The following is an 18,831-nucleotide window of genomic DNA, read 5'->3' as shown; positions in this document are numbered from 1 at the left end:
CGCAAAAGGCGCCACAGTAGGACCTCTCCCTATGGCGTGGCGCCCGATACAACAAACGCTTATCGCATCTTCTAGTACAGCGGATGACGCCTTGGCGCTAACATGCTGAGTTTGCGGGGCGCTGTTCCGGTCGAAACGCAGGCATGCTCACTTTCTTTTTCGGCGCCTTCGGGCTGTCCACTCTCTGGTTGATTCCACTGCTCTGGCGCGGATTGCGCGCCCTCGTCGCCAAAGGCCGCAAGCTGCCGGTGGGTGGTGAGGGCACGATTCGCTATGCGTTAGGCGGGCTGCTGGTCTTGCTGTCGAGCGCTACGCTCGAAGGCCTGGTCGTCGCGCATTACACGGACGATCCGGCGGCCGGTGGCGTGGTGTGCCGTGCGCTGGCCGGCGGCTTCGCCTCCGTTTTCGGCGCGACGGTCACCTCGCTGCTGATGCTGGCGATGCTCGCAGTCGCTCTGCGCTGGTATCCCGGCTTGTCGTGGCGCGCGCTGTTCGCGGGGACTTCCTCGAAGGTCGATGGCTTCGCTGGCGCGATCGAGCGGCTGCTCGCATCGCGCGGCGTTCGCTTCCCGGCGCGCCGGCAACGCGGTGCCGTACGCCGCGCCGGCGCGGCTACGGCAGCACGCCGACAGGCGCAGCATGCGGCACGGCGTCCGGCTGCTGCGCCTGCCCATCCGCCTGCGCCGGCGATGGAGCGCGTCGCAGCTTCCCCTGCATTCTCCAGTGCGGATACGCAGCGCACGAAAACATCCGCGCCCGAACCGGTGATCCGCGAGCCATGGAAGCAGCCCCGCGTCGCGCCGGTTTCGGCGCCGCGGGTATCGACCGGACGTATCGCCGCGGCGATGGCGGCTGCCGCCGAACGTGCTTCGACGAACGAGCCGCCTGCGCGTGCGCACGTTCAAGCTGCGGCGACGGATATCGATGCACAGGTGCGCGCATATGCTCCGATGGAGATCGAAACCCTGGCCGTTGTGGCCATGCCTGCGATTGAGCCTGCGATCGCGCAACCCGCCATCGTCGAATCCGCACCCGTCGAATACGCGCCGATCGAATCCATAGCGACGGACACCACGGAAGACGCGCCCGACTTCACCCCGGCGCCGCAGGTCTCCCGTACCGCACCAGCATCGTCCCGCCGCTTCGCCGCCAACGACGACGAGCCGGCCCCCGCGGCTCCTGCGCCTACGCCGATCCCATCGCGACCACGCACGAACGTGCTGGTCCCGCCGCTGTCCCTGCTCGCCCCGCCGCCGCCGGGTTCCGCCTCTGTCAGCGAAACCCAGCTCGCCGAAACCGGCGAACTGATCGAACAGCGCCTGCGCGAATTCAAGGTGCCGGTCAGCGTGGTCGGCGCCTCCGCCGGCCCCGTCATCACCCGCTTCGAAGTCGAACCCGCCGTCGGCGTGCGCGGCAATCAGATCGTCGCGCTGATGAAGGACCTCGCCCGCGGCCTCGGCCGCACGTCGATCCGCGTGGTCGAGACGATCCCCGGAAAAACCTGCATGGGTCTGGAGCTGCCGAACGAGCAACGCCAGATGATCGCGCTGTCGGAGATCCTCGATTCGCGCGAATACCGCGGCTCCGATTCGCTGCTCACCCTGGCCATGGGCAAGGGCATTACCGGCGAGCCGGTGGTGGCGGACCTGGCGCGCGCGCCGCACATGCTGGTGGCCGGCACCACCGGTTCCGGCAAGTCGGTGGCGGTGAACGCCATGATCCTGTCGATGCTGTACAAGGCCACGCCGGACGAGGTGCGCCTGATCATGATCGACCCGAAGATGCTGGAGCTGTCGGTCTACGAAGGCATCCCGCATCTGCTCGCGCCGGTGGTCACCGACATGAAGCTCGCCGCCAATGCGCTGGCCTGGTGCGTGGGCGAGATGGAAAACCGCTACCGCGTGATGTCCGACCTGCGCGTGCGCAATCTTGCCGGCTATAACCACAAGGTGCGCGAAGCCCGCGCCGCCGGCCGGCCATTGCTCAACCCCTTCCCCGCGCATCCGGAAATCCCCGAGACGCTCGATACGCTGCCGATGATCGTGGTGGTGATCGACGAGCTGGCCGACCTGATGATGGTGGCCGGCAAGAAGATCGAGGAACTGATCGCGCGCCTGGCGCAGAAGGCGCGCGCCGCCGGCATCCATCTGATCCTGGCCACGCAGCGTCCGTCGGTGGATGTGATCACCGGCCTGATCAAGGCCAACATCCCCACCCGCGTGGCCTTCCAGGTCTCCTCGAAGATCGACTCGCGCACGATCCTCGACCAGATGGGTGCCGAGAGCCTGCTCGGCCAGGGCGACATGCTGTTCCTGCCGCCGGGCACCGGTTATCCGCAGCGCATTCACGGCGCGTTCGTCGCCGACGAGGAAGTGCATCGCGTAGTGGCGCACCTTAAGCAGTATGGCGAGCCGGACTACAAGAACGAGATTCTTGCCGGCCCGCCCGGCGAAGGCGGCAACGGCGAGCTGTTTTCCGAAGAAGGCGCGGATGCCGAGCTCGATCCGCTCTACGACGAGGCCGCGGCATTCGTGCTGCGTACGCGTCGCGCGTCGATCTCGTTCGTGCAGCGGCAGTTCCGCATCGGCTACAACCGTGCGGCGCGCCTGGTCGAGGCGATGGAGGCGGCAGGACTGGTGTCGCCGATGGGGATCAATGGACAGCGCGATGTATTGGCACCGGCGCCATCCGAATGAAGCTCTTCTCCCCTCCGGGGAGAAGATGCCGGCAGGCAGATGAGGGGCCACCCTAGCGACAGTCTTTCCAAGAATCGAAGAAAAACTCTTTAGCTTGCAACGACCGTCCGCTCACCGCTCCGCCCGGCCCCTCACCCCAACCCTCTCCCCGCAGGGGAGAGGGAGCTCGGCTCGCCTGACACGATTTCCCAGCTCAAGCCAAAACGCCCAAGGTATTTGCGCAGCCGATCCGCATCGTTCGTACTGGTGCGCTTGCTGCGCGAAGCGGCGAACAGCTGGCGGCCTGCTTCCGAAAGACTGCGGCAGCGGCGGCACAGGCGCACCACCTCGCGCAGCTGCAGCTGGTCGAACAGGTCCAGCGCATCGAGTTCGGCGCCGAGCCATTCGCGTAGCAGGTCGGGCTGTTCGTCGCGGCGCCATAGTCTGCGTAAGCGCTGCAGTTCTTCATCCACCACGTCGACCGTGATGCGGCCGGCCGGCGCCAGCGTCGCCATGCGCGTCAGCGAAGCGCCGAGGTCGCGGAAGTTGCCGTGCCAGGTGGCTTCGGCGGATTGCGCGAAACGCAGATAGCGCTCGCGCGCCTCGCGATTGAACGTCACCCGATGGCCGAGCTGCGCGTGACGATCCAGTTCGTAGTCGAGGTTCGGCTCGATGTCTTCCAGGCGTTCTGCCAGCCCGGGCAGATGGAAGCTCCAGATATTGAGCCGCGCATAAAGGTCGTCGCGAAACCGCCCTTCCGCCACGCGGCGGCCCAGATCGCGGTTGGTGCCGGCGATCAGCTGGAAATCGCTTTCCACTTCCTTGTCGCCGCCCACCGGCAGAAAGCGCCGATCCTCCAGCGCGCGCAGCAGCATGGCCTGCTCGTCCGCGCCGAGCTCGCCGATTTCGTCGAGGAACAGCAGGCCTTGATGCGCGCTGCGCAGCAGGCCGGCGCGTTCGCCCACCGCGCCGGTGTAGGCGCCTTTGACGTGGCCGAACAACGCACTCATCGCGCCATCGCCGCGCAAGGTGGCGCAGTTGACCTCGACGAAGCGCCCGCTCAATTCATGCCGTGCCTTCTTCAGCTCGAACAGGCGCCGCGCCAGCTGGCTCTTGCCCGCGCCGGTCGGACCCATCAGCAGGATCGGCGCGACGGAGCGGCTGCCCACGATCTCGATCTGCTCGATCATGCGGTTGAACGCGGCGTTGCGCGTGGCGATGCCGCTTTTCAGATGCGTGCGGTCGTCTTCCTGCTCGCGTTCGAAGCGCTGCGCCAGGCGGTCGTAGCGCGACAGGTCCAGGTCGATCAGGCTGATCGAACCACCGTTCGGGCCCACCTGCTGCTTGCGCGGCGGCGACAGCTGCAGCAGGCGCGCGGGCAGGCGGCGGCTCTCGGTCAGCAGGAACAGGCAGATCTGCGCGACGTGGGTGCCGGTGGTGATGTGCACGAGATAGTCCTCGCGCTCGGTATCGAAGGCGTAGCCCTTGGCGAAGTCGTGCAGCACGCCGTACATCGACTCGAAATCCCAGGGGTCGGCCAGGTAGGTGTCGTGCAGGCGCACCTCGGTTTCCGGCGAGACCTGGGCCAGGTCCTGCTGCACCTGGCGCGCCACGTCGCCATAGCGGCGCAGATCCACCAGCAGTTCCAGGCGGTGCACCAGGAAATCCTCGTGCATGCCCAGCGCCACGGTGGGTCGCCATTTCTCCCAGCGGCCGGCGCCCTGGCCGGCATCGAGCTGGGTACCGAGGAATCCGATGACGACCTGGGGCTTCATGCCTATAGCCAAAGATAAATACAGATATCCAAATATATGAAATGAGGAAGCCTGGCGTCATCACAACATGGCGCGCTGACCATGTTTTCCATAAAAAACATATAGCTACGAATTCAAAGGCGACTTGGCACGCTTGCTGCTCTCTTCATGCAAACGGAGAAACAGCCATGCCGAACCTTCAACTCTTCCAAAGCCATCGCGGTCCTCGGGTGCCCAAGGCCGATACGGCCAACGAGGCCGGCGGCGCCGCCTGCCAGCGCTCGCCCGAAGCCGCCCTCGCGCTGTACGCCGCGACCGGCTGCCTCAACAGCACCTTCTATGCCGATGCCCAGCAGCAGCTGGACCAGGTGCTGGCGTTGTGCGCGGCGGTGGAGCCGGCGTTCGTGGCCCGCACCGCCCTGTACGCCCGCCGCCATGCGCATATGAAGGACATGCCAGCCCTGCTGGTGGCTTACCTGGCCAGCCGCGATGGCGCGCTGGCGGAGAAGATCTTCCACCGCGTGATCGACAACGGCCGCATGCTGCGCAACTTCGTGCAGATGCTTCGCAGCGGCGAGCTTGGCCGCAAGTCGCTCGGTACCCGCCCCAAGCGCCTGGTGCGCGAATGGCTGGACCGCGCCACCACCGAGCAGCTGATGTCGGCGGCGATCGGCGAGCGTCCTTCGCTGGCGGACATCGTGCGGATGGTGCATCCGCGTCCGCTCGATGCGTCCCGCGAAGCGCTGTATGCATGGCTGCTGGACAAGCCGTACAAGGCCGAAGCGCTGCCCGCGATGGTGCAGGCGTACGAAGCCTTCAAGGCCGATCCGCGCGGCGCGGCGCCGGACCTGCCGTTCCAGTACCTCACGGCGCTACCGCTGGAAGCGCGCCATTGGAAGCAGATCGCGGCGCGCAGCTCGTGGCAGGCCACGCGCATGAACCTCAACACCTTCTTGCGCAAGGGCGTGTTCGAGGACGCAGCGATGATCAAGCAGGTGGCGGCGCGCTTGCGCCAGCGCGAGGCGATCAAGCGGGCGCGGGTGTTCCCGTACCAGTTGATGGTGGCCTACCGCGCGGCATCGGCACGGATGCCCGAGCGGATCACGGAGGCGTTGCAGGACGCGATGGAACTGGCGACCGCGGCGGTGCCGCGTTTGTCCGGCAAGGTGGTGCTGGCGATCGACGTATCCGGTTCGATGCAGTCGCCGGTTACCGGTTATCGCCGTGGCGCCACCAGCGTGGCGACGTGTGTGGAAGTGGCGGCGCTGATCGCGGCCTGCTTCCGTCGGCGCCATGAATCGACGCGGATCCTGCCGTTCGCCGAAGCGGTGCGCGAGCTGCGGCTCAACCCGCGCGACAGCGTGATGAGCCAGGCACGCGACATCGCCCGGATGGTCGGCGGCGGCACCTGCGTAAGCGCGCCGCTGGCGCTGCTCAACAAGGAGCGCGCCACGCCCGACCTGGTGGTGATCGTGTCGGACAACCAGAGCTGGCTGGATACGCGCCAGGGCGGCGGTACCGAAACGATGCGCCAGTGGGCGGCGCTGAAGGCGCGCAACCCGAACGCGGGGCTGGTGTGCATCGACCTGCAGCCTTACGGAACCAGCCAGGCGAAGGAAGCGCCGGACGTGTTCCATATCGGCGGCTTCAGCGATGCGGTGTTCGAGCTGGTCGCGGGCATCGCGCAGGGCAAGCATGCGGGCCATTGGGTGGAACGCATCCAGGCCATGGAGTTGTGATCGCCACGGATGGCAGCGTAGTACCCCGGCAGGAATGGGCCTGCCGGGGCCAGGGAAGGACATACTTTTGAGTATGCGGCGAATGCCGATGAAAGCTACTTGGAAAAGCCTTCGGGCGACGGGTTCAAATCCCGGCCCGCGCAAGCGGGATGCTTTCATCACTTTCGTCGCCGCAAGCGCACGGCGCAGCGAATGCCGGCGGACCTACTATCCCAAGCCGGTTCGTCATCTGTTTGTCGCTGCCCCATGCGCACTTTTTCACCGCGGCGAATGCCGGTGTACCTACTAGCTTCATAAGCTCCGGGTCGCGGGTTCGAGTCCCGCCGCCACCGCATCTATGGTGGCGTAGCTCAGCGGTAGAGCAGGACGGTTCACCCACTTTGTCGCCGCACCTTTTCGAGACACGCCGACCCGGCGGCGCAACAGCCCGGGCAAAGGAAACGAGGCCATGGAAAACCGCAACTACGATGTGATCAATCTCCCGGGCGCGGCGCCGATCAAGCTGTGGACGCGCGGCGTGCCGCTGGAAGACGAGGCGCGCGAGCAGCTGATCAATATCGCTCGCCTGCCCTTCATCCACGGCTGGGTGGCCGTGATGCCGGACGTGCACCTGGGCAAGGGCGCGACCGTCGGCTCGGTGGTACCGACCGTCGGCGCGATCGTGCCGGCCGCGGTGGGCGTGGATATCGGCTGCGGCATGATCGCCGCGCGCACCACGCTGACCGCGAGCGACCTGCCGGAAAATCTCCAGGGCGTGCGTACGGCGATCGAAACCGCCGTGCCGCATGGCCGTACGCCGGGCCGCCGCGACAAGGGCGCGTGGGAAAACCCGCCGCAGGCCGCGCTGGAGGGCTGGAGCACGTTGCACGAGGACTTCAAGCGCATCGTAGAGAAGCATCCGAAGCTGGAGCGCGTGAATCACCTCAGCCATCTGGGTACGCTCGGTACGGGTAACCACTTCGTCGAGGTATGCCTGGACGAGGAGCAGCGCGTGTGGTTCATGCTGCACTCCGGTTCGCGCGGCGTGGGTAATGCGATCGGCTCGTACTTTATCGAGCTGGCCAAGCAGGACATGCGCCGCTGGATGATCAACCTGCCCGACCAGGATCTCGCGTACCTGCCGGAAGGCAGCGAGCATTTCGCCGACTACGTGTTCGCGGTGGACTGGGCCCAGCATTTCGCCCGTGCCAATCGCGCGATCATGATGCGGCATGTGGTGGAAGCGGTGCGCAAGGTGATCTCGAAGCCGTTCGAGGCGCAGGCCGAGGCGGTGAACTGTCACCATAACTACGTAAGCCGCGAACATCATCTCGGCAAGGACGTGCTGGTGACCCGCAAGGGTGCGGTAAGCGCGAAGCGCGGCGAGCTCGGCATCATTCCCGGCAGCATGGGCGCGAAGAGCTTTATCGTGCGCGGCCTGGGTAACGAGCAGAGCTTCCATAGCTGCAGCCACGGCGCCGGCCGCGTGATGAGCCGTACCGCCGCGCGCAAGCTGATCACGCTCGAGCAGCATCGCGAGGCGACCGCGCATGTGGAATGCCGCAAGGACGCGGAGGTGATCGACGAGTCGCCGGCCGCGTACAAGTCGATCGATGCGGTGATGGAAGCGCAGCGCGACCTGGTCGAGATCGTGCATACGCTGCGCCAGGTGGTTTGCGTCAAGGGTTGAGAGAAGGAAACACGATGTTTGAAATCGATGGACAGGCCGGCGGTGGGCAGCTTCTGCGCACCGCCCTGGCGCTCAGTCTCTGCACCGGCGAGCCGTTTCGCATGGAACGCATCCGTGCGAAACGCTCGCGCCCGGGGCTGATGCGCCAGCATCTGACCGCCGTGCAGGCGGCGCGGGAGATCGGTGGCGCGCAGGTGAGCGGCGATGCGCCGGGATCGGCGACGCTGGAATTCGTGCCGGGTCCGGTACGCGGCGGCGATTATCACTGGCCGATCGGCACGGCGGGTTCCACCACGCTGGTGCTGCAGACGGTGCTGCCCGCGCTATGGCTGGCCGGCGTGCCGGCGAGCCTGCGCCTCGAAGGCGGCACGCACAATCCGCTCGCGCCGAGTGCGGATTTTCTGGAGCATAGTTTTCTGCCGCTGATGCAGCGCATGGGCTTGCGTGCTTCGTTCGCGTTAGAGCGCCATGGATTTTTTCCGGCAGGCGGTGGCGCATTGAAGATCGATATCGACGCGAGCGAGGCGCCCAAGCCGTTGCACCTGCCGGAGCGCGGCGCGCAACAGGAACTGTCCGCGACAGCGCTGATGTCCTCCATCCCCGGCCGCGTCGGCGAGCGCGAACTCGACGCAGTGCGCCGCCTGCTCGGCGTGGCGGACGAGCACCGCCATATCCGCCAGGCGATCCATTCGCCCGGTCCCGGCAATGCCTTGATGGTGCGCGTCGACAGCGAGCACGTGTGCGAGTTGTTCGCCGCCTTCGGCGAGCGCGGCGTGTCGTCCGAGCGCGTGGCCGAACAGGCCTGCGCCGAAGCCCGCGCGTACCTGGACAGCGGCACGGCGGTCGGCCCCTACCTCGCCGACCAGCTGCTGCTCCCGTTGGCCCTCGCCGGCGAAGGCAGCTTCACCACGCAGCAACCCACCGACCACGCGCGCAGCAACGCCGCGCTGATCGAGAAATTCCTGCCGGTGCAGATCGACTTCGAGGAACTGGACAAGGACCGCTGGCGGGTTGCCGTCAGCCGCTGACCCAGCGCTGCAGCGTGGTGTCGAGCGCGGCTTCGTCGATATCGGTCTTGCCGGCGAGGCCTGGACCGATCGCCGCGAAGCGATCCAGCTGCTGGCGCATCCATGGCCGCAGCGCGGCGGAAAGCGGTTCGCGGTCGCCTTCGCTGGCCAGCGCCTTGCGTGCTTCGAGTTCGGCGATCCAGCCACGCTCCTCATCGCTGACCCACGGTGCCGCCAGCAGCTGCGCGAAGCGGGTCGGCGGCTGTGTGCGCGCGTGCTCGATCCAGCGGCAGGCCAGGATCGGGCGCAGGAAATAGAACAGCTTCTTCAGGCGTACGCTGTCGCCGGACAAATGCTCGTCGTGCGTGGTCGTCGCCATGCTGAGGTAATGGAACAGTGCGCGCGCCGGCTGGAAGTGGCGTCCGATGAGCTGGCGCACCTGCTCCGCAAAGGCTTCGTCGGCACGGTAGACGATGGGCGAGTCGAACCATTCGTTCAGGGCGAGGTTGCACTTGGCCATCAGCCGCAGCGCCTTGCGCAGCTCCCAGCCGCTGACGTCGAGATCGCCGGGCAGCATGCGTTCGATCACGTCGCGCTGTTCGAATACCTTCAGATACCAGTCCGGCGCATGCACATAGACAAAGCGCACGTCGTAGTCGCTGTCCGGCGAGGCGAAGCCCCAGGCGCGGCTGCCGGACTCGGCGGCATAGAGGACGCGCACGCCGTGATCGCGCTCGATCGCGTCGATGGCAGACTGGATGGCTGCATCCATCACTGGCGTTGCTCCCAATGGGCGGTGAGTTCGCGCAGCAGAACATTGGCTGCGTCGGCATCGATGGTGTCGGGCAAGCTGCTGGTCGCGGTCTCGCGCTCGCAGCGGGCGGCGATGTCCTGGGCCATGTCGATCAGTTCGTCGTAGCTGAAACGCCCGGCGCGGATGTCGAGCAGCAGCGAACGCTGCTCGCCCTCGAAGCGCACGATCGGCCGCCCGTGGCGCACGATGGATTCGCCGGAAAGCAGCAGGCGCATAGTGTGCATCATGTTCTTGGCGTCGTAGTCCAGCTCGCCGCTCTCCTGCTGCCGCCAGCGCGCTTCGTTGCGCTCGCGGCGCCAGGTCCAGTAGTTCTGGTGGTCGGCCATGGCCTGCTTCCAGGCCTGCTCGTTGTAGAACAGCAGGCCGGCGAAGCGATCGGGTTCTTCTTCCAGCGGAATGGATTCGCACACCAGCATGCCGTCGCGGAACACACCGCGCGAGTCGTGGCCGTAGCGGTAGAGCCTATAGCCGTCGCGTGCGTGTTCCAGGCTGGCCGCGTGGAACTCGTCGAGGTTCCAGCCCAGCGTCTTCAGCGGCAGTGGACGGCACGGTGCCGCGTCGCCCGGGACCAGCCGCTCGCGCGGAATGACGTGGCAATAGTCTTCTTTCACCGGTGGCGCTTCCGGCCGCGGCTGGTTGATCCATTTGTTCTGGCCACGCGCCTTGCGGATCTGCGTGAGCGCATAGCCGATATGGCTTTGCACGCAAGGCTTGGCGAGGAACAGCGAACGCCGTGCCACCAGCTGGTCCATTTCCGGGCTGCTCAAGCGCACGGTATCCGGCGGCATGAACAGCAGCTCCAGCACATTGGGGTTGGCGGCCGAGAGCAGCTCGATCACACGCCGCAAGCCGTAGTAGACGATGTCGTTGCGCGCGTCGGCGATCTGCGCCGCAGGTACTTCCAGGCCCAGATACGCCGCGGCCGGCATCGCATAGATGCCGCGCAGATCCTGGTCGCTTTCCGCCGTGGCGGTGCCGTAGGCGTGGCTGCCCGCGATGCATTCGAACAGCAGGGCAGGCGTGGCGTGGGCGCGCAGTGTTTCCAGCGTGATCATGGCAACGCGCTCAGGGCTGCTGCGCGAGCCACGCATCGAGCTCCGTCAGCGTCGGCATGCCGCCCTGCGCGCCCAACCGCGTCACCGACAGCGCCGCCGCCGCGCAGGCTTTGCGCACGGCCTGCGGCAGGCCTTCGTGCAGGAATACGGCGAGGGCGCCGTTGAAGGTGTCGCCGGCGCCGGTGGTGTCGACCGCGTCCACTTTGAAACCGGGTTGGTGCGCGGGGTCGCCGCTCTCGCGATACCAGGCGCCTTCGCCGCCGCGGGTGAGCACCACGGGGCTAGGGGCCTTGCGCATCAGGGCGCGGAAATCCTGTGCGGCATCGGCGCCGAGCAGGATGGCCAGCTCGTGCTGGTTGGGCGTGACATAGCGGGCGAGCTGCAGCCACTCCACCGGCAGCCGCTGCGCGGGTGCGGGGTTGAGGATGACCGGCACGCCCAGGCGGTGGCCCAGGCGCAAGGTGGCTTCGACGCTTTCCAGCGGGATTTCCATCTGCACCAGCACGGCGTCGGCGCGGGCGATCGCATCGCTGGCGGCTTCGACCTGCGCGGGCGTCACGCGGGCGTTGGCGGCGGGCACCACGATGATTTCGTTCTCGCCGCCGGCCACGGTAATCGAAGCGGTGCCGCTGCCGCAGTCGGCGATGCGCTGCACGTGGTCGAGCGCGATGCCTTCGCGCGCCAGGCCGTCGTAGAGCTGCTGGCCGAAGGCGTCGTCGCCGAGCGCGCCGACCAGGGCCACCTCGGCGCCGAGCCGCGCGGCGGCGACGGCCTGGTTCGCGCCCTTGCCGCCGGGGATGGTGAGGAAGCGTTCGCCCAGCACGGTCTCGCCGGGCCCGGCAAAGCGCGCAGCCAGCGTGACCAGGTCCATGTTGATGCTGCCGACCACGACGACGCGTGCCATACCTGCTCCGAAAACTCGACGGTGAAAGTCTTCGAGCATACGGGATGGCGCGCGCGCCGGTGGAGCCGGTTCAGTGCCCGGTGTCGGGCATCGGCTTGGAGGGTTCGGCCGTGCCCTGCTTTTCCTGGCGCTTCTCGATCATGCGTTCCTTCATGGCCAGGTAGCGCTGGCGCTGGCTGTCGCTCAGCACGGACTGAATCTGGCGGTCGCCGTCTTCCATGATGGCGCGCGCCTGGTCGCGGCGATCCTGGCCCCTGGCGCTGCCGCGCAGCGCCTGCATCTTCTGCTGCTGGGCCTGCAGGATGCCGGCGACCTGGGCCTGTTGCTGCGCGTTGAGGTCGAGGTGCTTGGCCAGCTTCTGGGCGCGTTCCTGCGGATCCGGCGGGCGCCGCTCGCCGTGCATGGCCTGGCCGTCCGGCGGCGGCGCGCCGTTGTCCTGGGCGTGGGCGCCGAAGGTGGCGGCGAGGGCGAGAGCGATCAGGCACAGGCGGGTCTTCATGGCGCAGCTCCTTGAGAGGTGCGCCCGGGAACGGCCCCCGGGGCCCGGGCGTTGACTTGAAAGGCACGGGCCGGACCCGAACATCGCTGTGCATTGCCGCCCGAGGAACCCCTCATGATCGAACTGCACTACTGGCCCACGCCGAACGGCCACAAGATCACGCTCTTTCTGGAAGAGGCCGGCCTGCCCTACGAGATCAAGCCGGTGAACATCGGCAAGGGCGACCAGTTCAAGCCGGATTTCCTGGCCATCGCGCCGAACAACCGCATGCCGGCCATCGTCGACACCGCGCCCGCCGATGGCGGCGGGCCGCTGAGCATCTTCGAGTCCGGCGCCATCCTGGAATACCTGGCGGAGAAGACCGGCCGCTTCCTGCCGAAGGACACGCGCGAGCGCTACAAGGTGCTGCAGTGGCTGTTCTGGCAGGTGGGCGGGCTGGGGCCGATGCTGGGGCAGAACCACCATTTCAACCGCTATGCGCCGGAGAAGATCCCCTACGCGATCGACCGCTACGTCAACGAAACGCGCCGCCTGTACGGCGTGCTCGACAAGCAGCTCGACGGGCGCGCCTTCATCGGCGGCAAGGACTACAGCATCGCGGACATGGCCTGCTATCCGTGGATCGTTTCGCACGAGGCGCAGGGCATGTCGCTGGAGGATTTCCCGCATCTGAAGCTGTGGTTCCAGGCCATCGCCGAGCGGCCGGCCACGAAAAAAGCCTATGAAATCGGCGAATCGATCAAGGACCGCTTCGACCTGACCCAGGACGAGGACGCGCGCAAGGTGCTGTTCGGCCAGGGTGCGAAACGCTGAGGCCGTGGTGCCGCATCGAACCCGATGCGGCACTTTTTCCCGGGAAAAGGCTGGCTTCGCGCTGGAAAAAAGCTGGCTTCGCGCAGCATGACGGGTTTTAATCCGCGCTTGTTCTTGCGCCCCCGTTGCAGTCCAAGGAAGTACCCATGCGCGCTCTTCTATTCGCCGCCCTCACGATGGTGACCCTGCCGACCATGGCCGAAAAACTCACCATCGAACGCATCTTCGACGGCGGCAGCCTCGCCGGCCCTGCGCCGCGCGGCCTGCAGATCTCGCCGGACGGCAGCCGCATCACCTTCCTGCGCGCGCGGCCGGACGACCAGTTCCAGCTGGACCTGTGGGAATACCGGCCCAAGGACAACAGCACGCGCATGCTGGTCGATTCGCGCAAGCTGGAGCCGCAGGGCGAGCAGCTGTCGGATGCGGAAAAGGCCCGCCGCGAGCGCGCCCGCACCGCCGGGCTGCACGGCATCCTCAGCTATCAGTGGTCGCCGGACGGCAAGCAGCTGCTGTTTCCCATCGGCGGCAAGCTGTACCTGTACGACCTGGCCGCGGCCAAGCCGGCGCCGCGCGCGCTGGAGACCGGCGGCGACGCGATCGATCCGAAGATCTCGCCCAAGGGCCGCTACGTGTCCTACGTGCGCGACCAGAACCTGTGGGTGATCGACCTGGAAAGCGGCGACGCGCGCCAGCTCACCCGCGACGGCGGCGGCACCGTGCACAACGGCGAAGCCGAGTTCGTCGCGCAGGAGGAAATGGGCCGCAGCAGCGGCTACTGGTGGGCGCCGGACGACAGCGCCATCGCTTTCGAGCGCTATGACGAAGCCAAGGTCCCGGTGGTCAAGCGCACCGAGGTGTATGCCGACCGCACCGACGTGATCGAGCAGCGCTACCCCGCCGCGGGCGACCCTAACGTGGCGGTGAAGCTGGGCCTGATCGCGCCGGCCGGCGGCGCGCCGCGCTGGGTGGACCTGGGCAAGGACAGCGACATTTACCTGGTGCGCGTGAACTGGCTGCCGGACGGCAAGCACCTGAGCTACCAGCGCATGCCGCGCAGCCAGCAGAAGCTGGAGCTGCGCCTGGTGGATGCGAAGACGCTGGCGCAGCGCAGCCTGCTCACAGACACCAGCGATACCTGGATCAACCTCAACGACGACCTGCGCTTCCTCAAGGACGGCAAGAGCTTCCTGTGGGGCAGCGAGCGCAGCGGCTTCCATCATCTGTACCTGTACGGCATCGACGGCAAGCTCAAACACCCGGTGAGCCAGGGCGACTGGCAGATCGATGGCGTACTGGCAGTAGACGAGCATGCGGGCACGGTCTACGTCGGTTCGAACCGCGACTTCGTGCCGGACCACCAGGTCTACGCGCTGAAGCTGGACGGCAGCACGGCCAATGCGCCGGTGCGCATCAGCAAGGGCGACGGCAGCCATATCGCCGAGTTCGCGCCGAATGCCGCGTTCTATCTCGATACCTATTCCAGCGCCGACACGCCGCCGCAGGTGAGCGTGCACAAGCCGGACGGCGCCTTCCTCAGCTGGATCGAGCAGAACAAGCTCGACGAGAAGCATCCGTTCTGGCCTTACCGCGCCAGCCTGATCAAGCCGGAATTCGGCACGCTGAAGAGCGCCGACGGGCAGACGCTGTACTACCGCCTGTACAAGCCAGCCGGTTTCGATCCGACCAAGAAGTACCCGGTGTTCGACACCTACTACGGCGGCCCGCATGCGCAGCTGGTGGCCAATGGCTGGGGCGACTACTTCAACCAGTACATGGCCAACCAGGGCTATGTGGTGTTCACCCTGGACAACCGCGGCATGGCGCGGCGCGGCCGCAAGTTCGAGGATCCGATCTACGAACAGCTCGGCGCCGCCGAGGTGGACGACCAGCTCGCCGGCATCGACTGGCTGAAGGCGCAGCCCTGGGTCGACGGGCGCCGCATCGGCGTATTCGGCTGGAGCTACGGTGGCTACATGACCACCATGCTGCTGGCCAAGGCCTCGAAGGAGATCGCCGGCGGCGTGGCGGTGGCGCCGGTCACCGATTGGCGCCTGTACGACACCTTCTATACCGAGCGCTACCTCGGCCGCCCGCAGGACAACGAAGCCGGCTATACGCGCAGCAGCCCGTTCGCCTGGCTCGACGGCCTGACCAGCAAGCTGTACCTGGTGCACGGCATGGCCGACGACAACGTGCTGTTCGTCAACTCGACCAAGCTGATGGCGGAGCTGCAGAAGCGCGGCACGCAGTTCCAGTTCATGGCCTACCCGGGCGCCAAGCACGGGCTCAACCTGCCGGGCCAGCGCAGCCACGTGTATCACCTGATCGCTAACTTCTTCGATCGCGAGATCAAGGGCGCTGCCGTGCCGGCGGCACCGAAGCCGGCGGCCGCGGCTTCGGTCGCGCCTTAAGCAAAAAAGCCCGCCGGTCGGCGGGCTTTTTTTCTTGGACGCTGCGGCGGATTACTTGTTGATGCTGGGGCCGCGGATCGGATCGGCGCGGACCTTGCCGTCCACTTCCACGTTGATCACTCCGGGCTGCGCGCGGAAGCGCACCATGCCCTCTTCCGCCGACATGCCTTCCGGCAGCAGCACCACGATGGCCGGCGCCCAGCCGATATCGCGCACATACGTGGCGCCGGCGGCATCGCAGGCGGTGCGCATGGATTCGAGCGGAGTGCCGTCGCGGAAGCTGACGATCAGCTGCACCCGCGTGGCGGGCTGGGACGGCGTGGACGTGGTGGTGCTGTCGGTGTCGGCCATGACGATGGAGCTCCCTGGCGTGTTGGAGGCGCAGGCCGTGCTGCCCGCGCCGATCAGAAAGAACAGAAGGTACAGCTTGCGGCGGCCCGGCATGGCGTCATCCATCACGCAATGCGGACCTGCCGCGGCGCGGTCACTGGGCGTGGCCGCCCACGCCCGAATCGCCCTGTTCCAGCGGCGGAGCCGTGCCGGCCACGGCCAGCAGGGCCAGCGCGTAGCCGTCCTCGATGCTGACGGTGGACACCTCGTCCCAGGAGAAGAACGAAGCCTCGCGCAGCCATTCGGCGTCGGGGCTGATCTCCTGCATGTAGAAGCCGTCGTCCTCGAAGGAGATCAGCTTGCCGATGTAGCAGACCTCGGCCTCGTCCTCGCTGTCGACGTGCACGCCGATCACCGGCGCCTGCTTGGCGGCGGCCTGCACCACCTCGCGGATATCGTCCAGGGGGAAGCCCCGCGGCGGGCGCGGCAGCAACTGCTTCATGGCCAGGGCTTTCTCCATGAAGGGCGCGTGCTTGTCGGGCGCTTCCAGTTCGGTGATGTCGCGGTGCCGCATCACATACATGCCGTCGTACGTGATGGCGTCGCCGACGACCCACAGCAGGAAGAATTCGCGGCCGACCCCGCCCACATAGCCGCAGAAGCTGCCGTGTTCGAGTTCACCGCGCCATAGACGGACCAGCTGTTGCTGCTGCTGCGCTTCGCGCAGCTGAGCGCGCTGGCCCGTCGTCTTGAGTTCGATCACCTTTCCCATACACCACGAATTCTATCAGCGGGGGTCTTTCCCCATGTTTACAGGATGTAGCGGCTCAGGTCCTCGTCCTTGACCAGGCTCGCCAGGTTCTTATCGACATATTCGGCGTCGATCAGGTATTTTTCGCCGGATTTATCGGCGGCTTCGAAGGAGATTTTCTCCAGCAGCCGTTCCATCACGGTATGCAGGCGGCGGGCGCCGATGTTCTCGGTGCGTTCGTTCACCTGGAAAGCGACCTCAGCCAGGCGGTTCACCCCCGACTCCGTGAATTCGATCGTCACGCCCTCGGTGCCCAGCAGGGCCACGTACTGCTTGGTCAGCGCGTTGTGCGGCTCGCGCAGGATGCGCTGGAAGTCGTCCACCGACAGCGCGGACAGTTCCACGCGGATCGGCAAACGGCCCTGCAGCTCCGGAATCAGGTCGGACGGCTTGGCCAGCGAGAACGCGCCCGAGGCGATGAACAGCATGTGGTCGGTCTTGATCGGGCCGTACTTGGTCGACACGGTGGAGCCTTCCACCAGCGGCAGCAGGTCGCGCTGCACGCCTTCGCGACTGACGCCGGCGCCGCCCCATTCGGAGCGCTGGGCGATCTTGTCGATCTCGTCGATGAAGACGATGCCGTTCTGCTCGGCGACGTACACCGCCTGTGCGCGGATCTCGTCGTCGTTGAGCAGCTTGCCGGCTTCCTCGTCGATCAGCAGCGGGCGCGCGACCTTGATCGCCAGCTTGCGCTTCTGCGACTTGGCGCCGCCGATGTTCTGGAACATCTGGCGCAGCTGCTGGCCCATTTCCTCCATGCCGGGCGGCGACATGATCTCCACGCCCACGTTCATGGCGAAATCCAGCTCGATCTCGCGCTCGTCCAGCGCGCCTTCGCGCAGCTGCTTGCGCAGCTTCTGGCGGGTGTCGTTCTCGATCGCCGGCGCCTGCTCGTGGTCCTGCGACCAGTCGGTGGGCGACTGGCGGCGCGGCAGCAGGGCGTCGAGGATGCGGTCCTCGGCGCGATCTTCCGCCTGCGAACGCACGCGCTTGACCGCCTGCTCGCGGGTGAGCTTGTAGGACACGTCGGCGAGGTCGCGGACGATCGATTCCACATCCTTGCCGACATAGCCGACCTCGGTGAACTTGGTCGCTTCCACCTTCACGAACGGCGCATTGGCCAGGCTGGCCAGGCGGCGTGCGATCTCGGTCTTGCCCACGCCGGTGGGGCCGATCATCAGGATGTTCTTCGGCGTCACTTCGTCGCGCAGGTTCGGCTCCAGCTGCATGCGGCGCCAGCGGTTGCGCAGCGCGATCGCCACGGCGCGCTTGGCGTCGTGCTGGCCGATGATGTAGCGGTCGAGTTCGTTGACGATTTCGCGGGGAGTGAGTTCGGACATGGCTTCGCTCGGGGAAACTTGGAGGCTCGGGGGATGGGCTGGCGGCGGGGTCAGGCCAGCGTCACAGCGCTTCGATCGTCACAGCTCTTCGATGGTCGTGTTGTGGTTCGTATAGATGCAGATGTCGCCGGCGATCTTCAGCGCGCGCTCCACGATCTGCCGCGCGTCCAGCTCGGTGTTTTCCAGCAGGGCCAGCGCGGCGGACTGCGCATAGGGGCCGCCGGAACCGATCGCGATCAGGCCGTGCTCGGGTTCGAGCACGTCGCCGTTGCCGGAGATCAGCAGCGAGGCGTCGCGGTCGGCCACCGAAAGCATGGCTTCCAGCCGGCCCAGGCGGCGGTCGGTGCGCCATTCCTTGGCCATTTCCACCGCGGCGCGGGTGAGGTTGCCGCTGTGCTTGGCCAGCTTTTCCTCGAACAGCTCGAACAGGGTGAAGGCGTCGGCGGTGGCACCGGCGAAACCGGCCAGCACGTCGCCCTTGCCGAGGCGGCGGATCTTGCGCGCATTGGCCTTCATCACCGTATTGCCCAGGGTGACCTGGCCATCGCCGCCGATCACGACGCGGCCGTTGCGGCGGACCGAAACGATGGTGGTGGCGTGGAACGATTCCATGGAGAGCTACCTCGGATGCGGATCACAGGATGTGGGGAGAGCGCGGCCCAAACCCAAGTCCATGACGTCCGCCACAGGCCGCTGCGGCGCAAAAGATTGCTGCCACGCAGCATGGGACTTCGGACTTTTTGCGATTGACAGCAGCCTTCACACGCTTTTTACTGCGGGAAGAGGGGTTCCGCCGCATGAACTTGTGGCGGGCGAGAGGGAGGAAGGCGTCTCACGGGGAAAACGGTCCAGCAGGGCCGTGCGAGATGCCTCAAATCGCCGCACCGAACCGGGCAGTCGTGCCGACAAAGAGATCTGGCTTGGAATTTGGATCGATCCATATTCTGTAGTTCGGAATTTAGATCGATTCAAATCTGTAAGGGGCTGATTTCAAAAGGCAGTGATCGTCC

General features: G+C 66.6%; 15 protein-coding genes. 6 read left to right on the top strand and 9 right to left on the bottom strand.

From position 1 onward, the window contains the following. Positions 1–143 precede the first annotated feature (143 nt). Positions 144–2,696, top strand: a complete 2,553-nt coding sequence (locus KK141_RS17135) for a DNA translocase FtsK 4TM domain-containing protein (protein WP_214571199.1) — start codon at positions 144–146, stop codon at positions 2,694–2,696. A gap of 131 nt (positions 2,697–2,827) precedes the next feature. Here the strand turns inward: KK141_RS17135 and rtcR are convergent, their stop codons facing one another. After that, positions 2,828–4,450 carry an RNA repair transcriptional activator RtcR gene (rtcR, locus tag KK141_RS17130; protein ID WP_214571198.1) on the bottom strand — a complete coding sequence of 541 codons (1,623 nt, stop codon included), beginning with the start codon at positions 4,448–4,450 and terminating at the stop codon, positions 2,828–2,830. Positions 4,451–4,617: 167 nt separating this feature from the next. Between rtcR and KK141_RS17125 the strand changes: the two genes are divergently transcribed. From KK141_RS17125 to rtcA, 3 genes are all read left to right on the top strand, one after another. Then, positions 4,618–6,168 (top strand): TROVE domain-containing protein, encoded by a 1,551-nt coding sequence (locus KK141_RS17125; protein ID WP_214571197.1) that lies wholly within the window; start codon positions 4,618–4,620, stop codon positions 6,166–6,168. Positions 6,169–6,616: 448 nt separating this feature from the next. Beyond that, positions 6,617–7,837, top strand: a complete 1,221-nt coding sequence (locus tag KK141_RS17120) for an RtcB family protein (protein WP_214571196.1) — start codon at positions 6,617–6,619, stop codon at positions 7,835–7,837. 14 nt (positions 7,838–7,851) lie between these two features. Beyond that, positions 7,852–8,865, top strand: coding sequence for an RNA 3'-terminal phosphate cyclase (rtcA, locus tag KK141_RS17115; RefSeq protein WP_214571195.1), 1,014 nt, complete (start codon positions 7,852–7,854; stop codon positions 8,863–8,865). Here rtcA and KK141_RS17110 read toward each other — a convergent pair. The 4 genes from KK141_RS17110 to KK141_RS17095 form a co-directional block, all read right to left on the bottom strand. After that, positions 8,855–9,616 (bottom strand): nucleotidyltransferase domain-containing protein, encoded by a 762-nt coding sequence (locus tag KK141_RS17110; protein WP_214571194.1) that lies wholly within the window; start codon positions 9,614–9,616, stop codon positions 8,855–8,857. The two genes, rtcA and KK141_RS17110, sit on opposite strands and share 11 nt — an antisense overlap. Further along, positions 9,616–10,713 (bottom strand): nucleotidyltransferase domain-containing protein, encoded by a 1,098-nt coding sequence (locus KK141_RS17105; protein WP_214571193.1) that lies wholly within the window; start codon positions 10,711–10,713, stop codon positions 9,616–9,618. Before KK141_RS17105 ends, KK141_RS17110 begins: the two co-directional genes overlap by 1 nt. A gap of 10 nt (positions 10,714–10,723) precedes the next feature. Next, on the bottom strand, positions 10,724–11,617 hold the full coding sequence (gene rbsK / locus KK141_RS17100) for a ribokinase (protein ID WP_214571192.1): 894 nt from the start codon (positions 11,615–11,617) through the stop codon (positions 10,724–10,726). A 70-nt stretch (positions 11,618–11,687) separates the two neighbouring features. Further along, entirely contained in the window at positions 11,688–12,116 is a 429-nt protein-coding gene (locus tag KK141_RS17095; RefSeq protein WP_214571191.1) for a hypothetical protein, read from the bottom strand. A gap of 114 nt (positions 12,117–12,230) precedes the next feature. On the opposite strand from KK141_RS17095, the gene KK141_RS17090 reads away from it, so the two are divergent. Both KK141_RS17090 and KK141_RS17085 read left to right on the top strand, forming a co-directional pair. Next, entirely contained in the window at positions 12,231–12,929 is a 699-nt protein-coding gene (locus tag KK141_RS17090; RefSeq protein ID WP_214571190.1) for a glutathione binding-like protein, read from the top strand. Between the two features lie 146 nt (positions 12,930–13,075). After that, complete coding sequence (locus KK141_RS17085; protein ID WP_214571189.1) at positions 13,076–15,340, top strand: S9 family peptidase; 2,265 nt, start codon at positions 13,076–13,078, stop codon at positions 15,338–15,340. Positions 15,341–15,391: 51 nt separating this feature from the next. On the opposite strand, the gene KK141_RS17080 is transcribed toward KK141_RS17085, so the two are convergent. The 4 genes from KK141_RS17080 to hslV form a co-directional block, all read right to left on the bottom strand. Further along, positions 15,392–15,784, bottom strand: coding sequence for a hypothetical protein (locus KK141_RS17080; protein ID WP_214571188.1), 393 nt, complete (start codon positions 15,782–15,784; stop codon positions 15,392–15,394). Between the two features lie 40 nt (positions 15,785–15,824). Continuing rightward, positions 15,825–16,442, bottom strand: coding sequence for a hypothetical protein (locus KK141_RS17075; RefSeq protein WP_167252885.1), 618 nt, complete (start codon positions 16,440–16,442; stop codon positions 15,825–15,827). A gap of 38 nt (positions 16,443–16,480) precedes the next feature. After that, the gene (gene hslU / locus KK141_RS17070; protein ID WP_214571187.1) at positions 16,481–17,821 is read right to left on the bottom strand and encodes an ATP-dependent protease ATPase subunit HslU; all 1,341 of its coding nucleotides are present in this window, start codon (positions 17,819–17,821) and stop codon (positions 16,481–16,483) included. 78 nt (positions 17,822–17,899) lie between these two features. Continuing rightward, positions 17,900–18,433, bottom strand: a complete 534-nt coding sequence (gene hslV / locus KK141_RS17065; RefSeq protein WP_167252887.1) for an ATP-dependent protease subunit HslV — start codon at positions 18,431–18,433, stop codon at positions 17,900–17,902. Between the last annotated feature and the right edge of the window lie 398 nt (positions 18,434–18,831).

It is taken from the genome of Dyella sp. LX-66, assembly GCF_018599165.1.
Taxonomy (GTDB): Bacteria; Pseudomonadota; Gammaproteobacteria; order Xanthomonadales; family Rhodanobacteraceae; genus Dyella_D; species Dyella_D marensis.
The sequence above is the reverse complement of the archived record's forward strand: the minus strand, read 5'-3'. Positions and strand labels throughout refer to the sequence as shown.

Coding starts and splice junctions, on each gene's coding strand:
- KK141_RS17135 (WP_214571199.1), top strand. CDS start 144: ATGCTCACTTTCTTTTTCGGCGCCTTCGGGCTGTCCACTCTCTGGTTG.
- rtcR (WP_214571198.1), bottom strand. CDS start 4,450: ATGAAGCCCCAGGTCGTCATCGGATTCCTCGGTACCCAGCTCGATGCC.
- KK141_RS17125 (WP_214571197.1), top strand. CDS start 4,618: ATGCCGAACCTTCAACTCTTCCAAAGCCATCGCGGTCCTCGGGTGCCC.
- KK141_RS17120 (WP_214571196.1), top strand. CDS start 6,617: ATGGAAAACCGCAACTACGATGTGATCAATCTCCCGGGCGCGGCGCCG.
- rtcA (WP_214571195.1), top strand. CDS start 7,852: ATGTTTGAAATCGATGGACAGGCCGGCGGTGGGCAGCTTCTGCGCACC.
- KK141_RS17110 (WP_214571194.1), bottom strand. CDS start 9,616: ATGGATGCAGCCATCCAGTCTGCCATCGACGCGATCGAGCGCGATCAC.
- KK141_RS17105 (WP_214571193.1), bottom strand. CDS start 10,713: ATGATCACGCTGGAAACACTGCGCGCCCACGCCACGCCTGCCCTGCTG.
- rbsK (WP_214571192.1), bottom strand. CDS start 11,617: ATGGCACGCGTCGTCGTGGTCGGCAGCATCAACATGGACCTGGTCACG.
- KK141_RS17095 (WP_214571191.1), bottom strand. CDS start 12,116: ATGAAGACCCGCCTGTGCCTGATCGCTCTCGCCCTCGCCGCCACCTTC.
- KK141_RS17090 (WP_214571190.1), top strand. CDS start 12,231: ATGATCGAACTGCACTACTGGCCCACGCCGAACGGCCACAAGATCACG.
- KK141_RS17085 (WP_214571189.1), top strand. CDS start 13,076: ATGCGCGCTCTTCTATTCGCCGCCCTCACGATGGTGACCCTGCCGACC.
- KK141_RS17080 (WP_214571188.1), bottom strand. CDS start 15,784: ATGCCGGGCCGCCGCAAGCTGTACCTTCTGTTCTTTCTGATCGGCGCG.
- KK141_RS17075 (WP_167252885.1), bottom strand. CDS start 16,442: ATGGGAAAGGTGATCGAACTCAAGACGACGGGCCAGCGCGCTCAGCTG.
- hslU (WP_214571187.1), bottom strand. CDS start 17,821: ATGTCCGAACTCACTCCCCGCGAAATCGTCAACGAACTCGACCGCTAC.
- hslV (WP_167252887.1), bottom strand. CDS start 18,433: ATGGAATCGTTCCACGCCACCACCATCGTTTCGGTCCGCCGCAACGGC.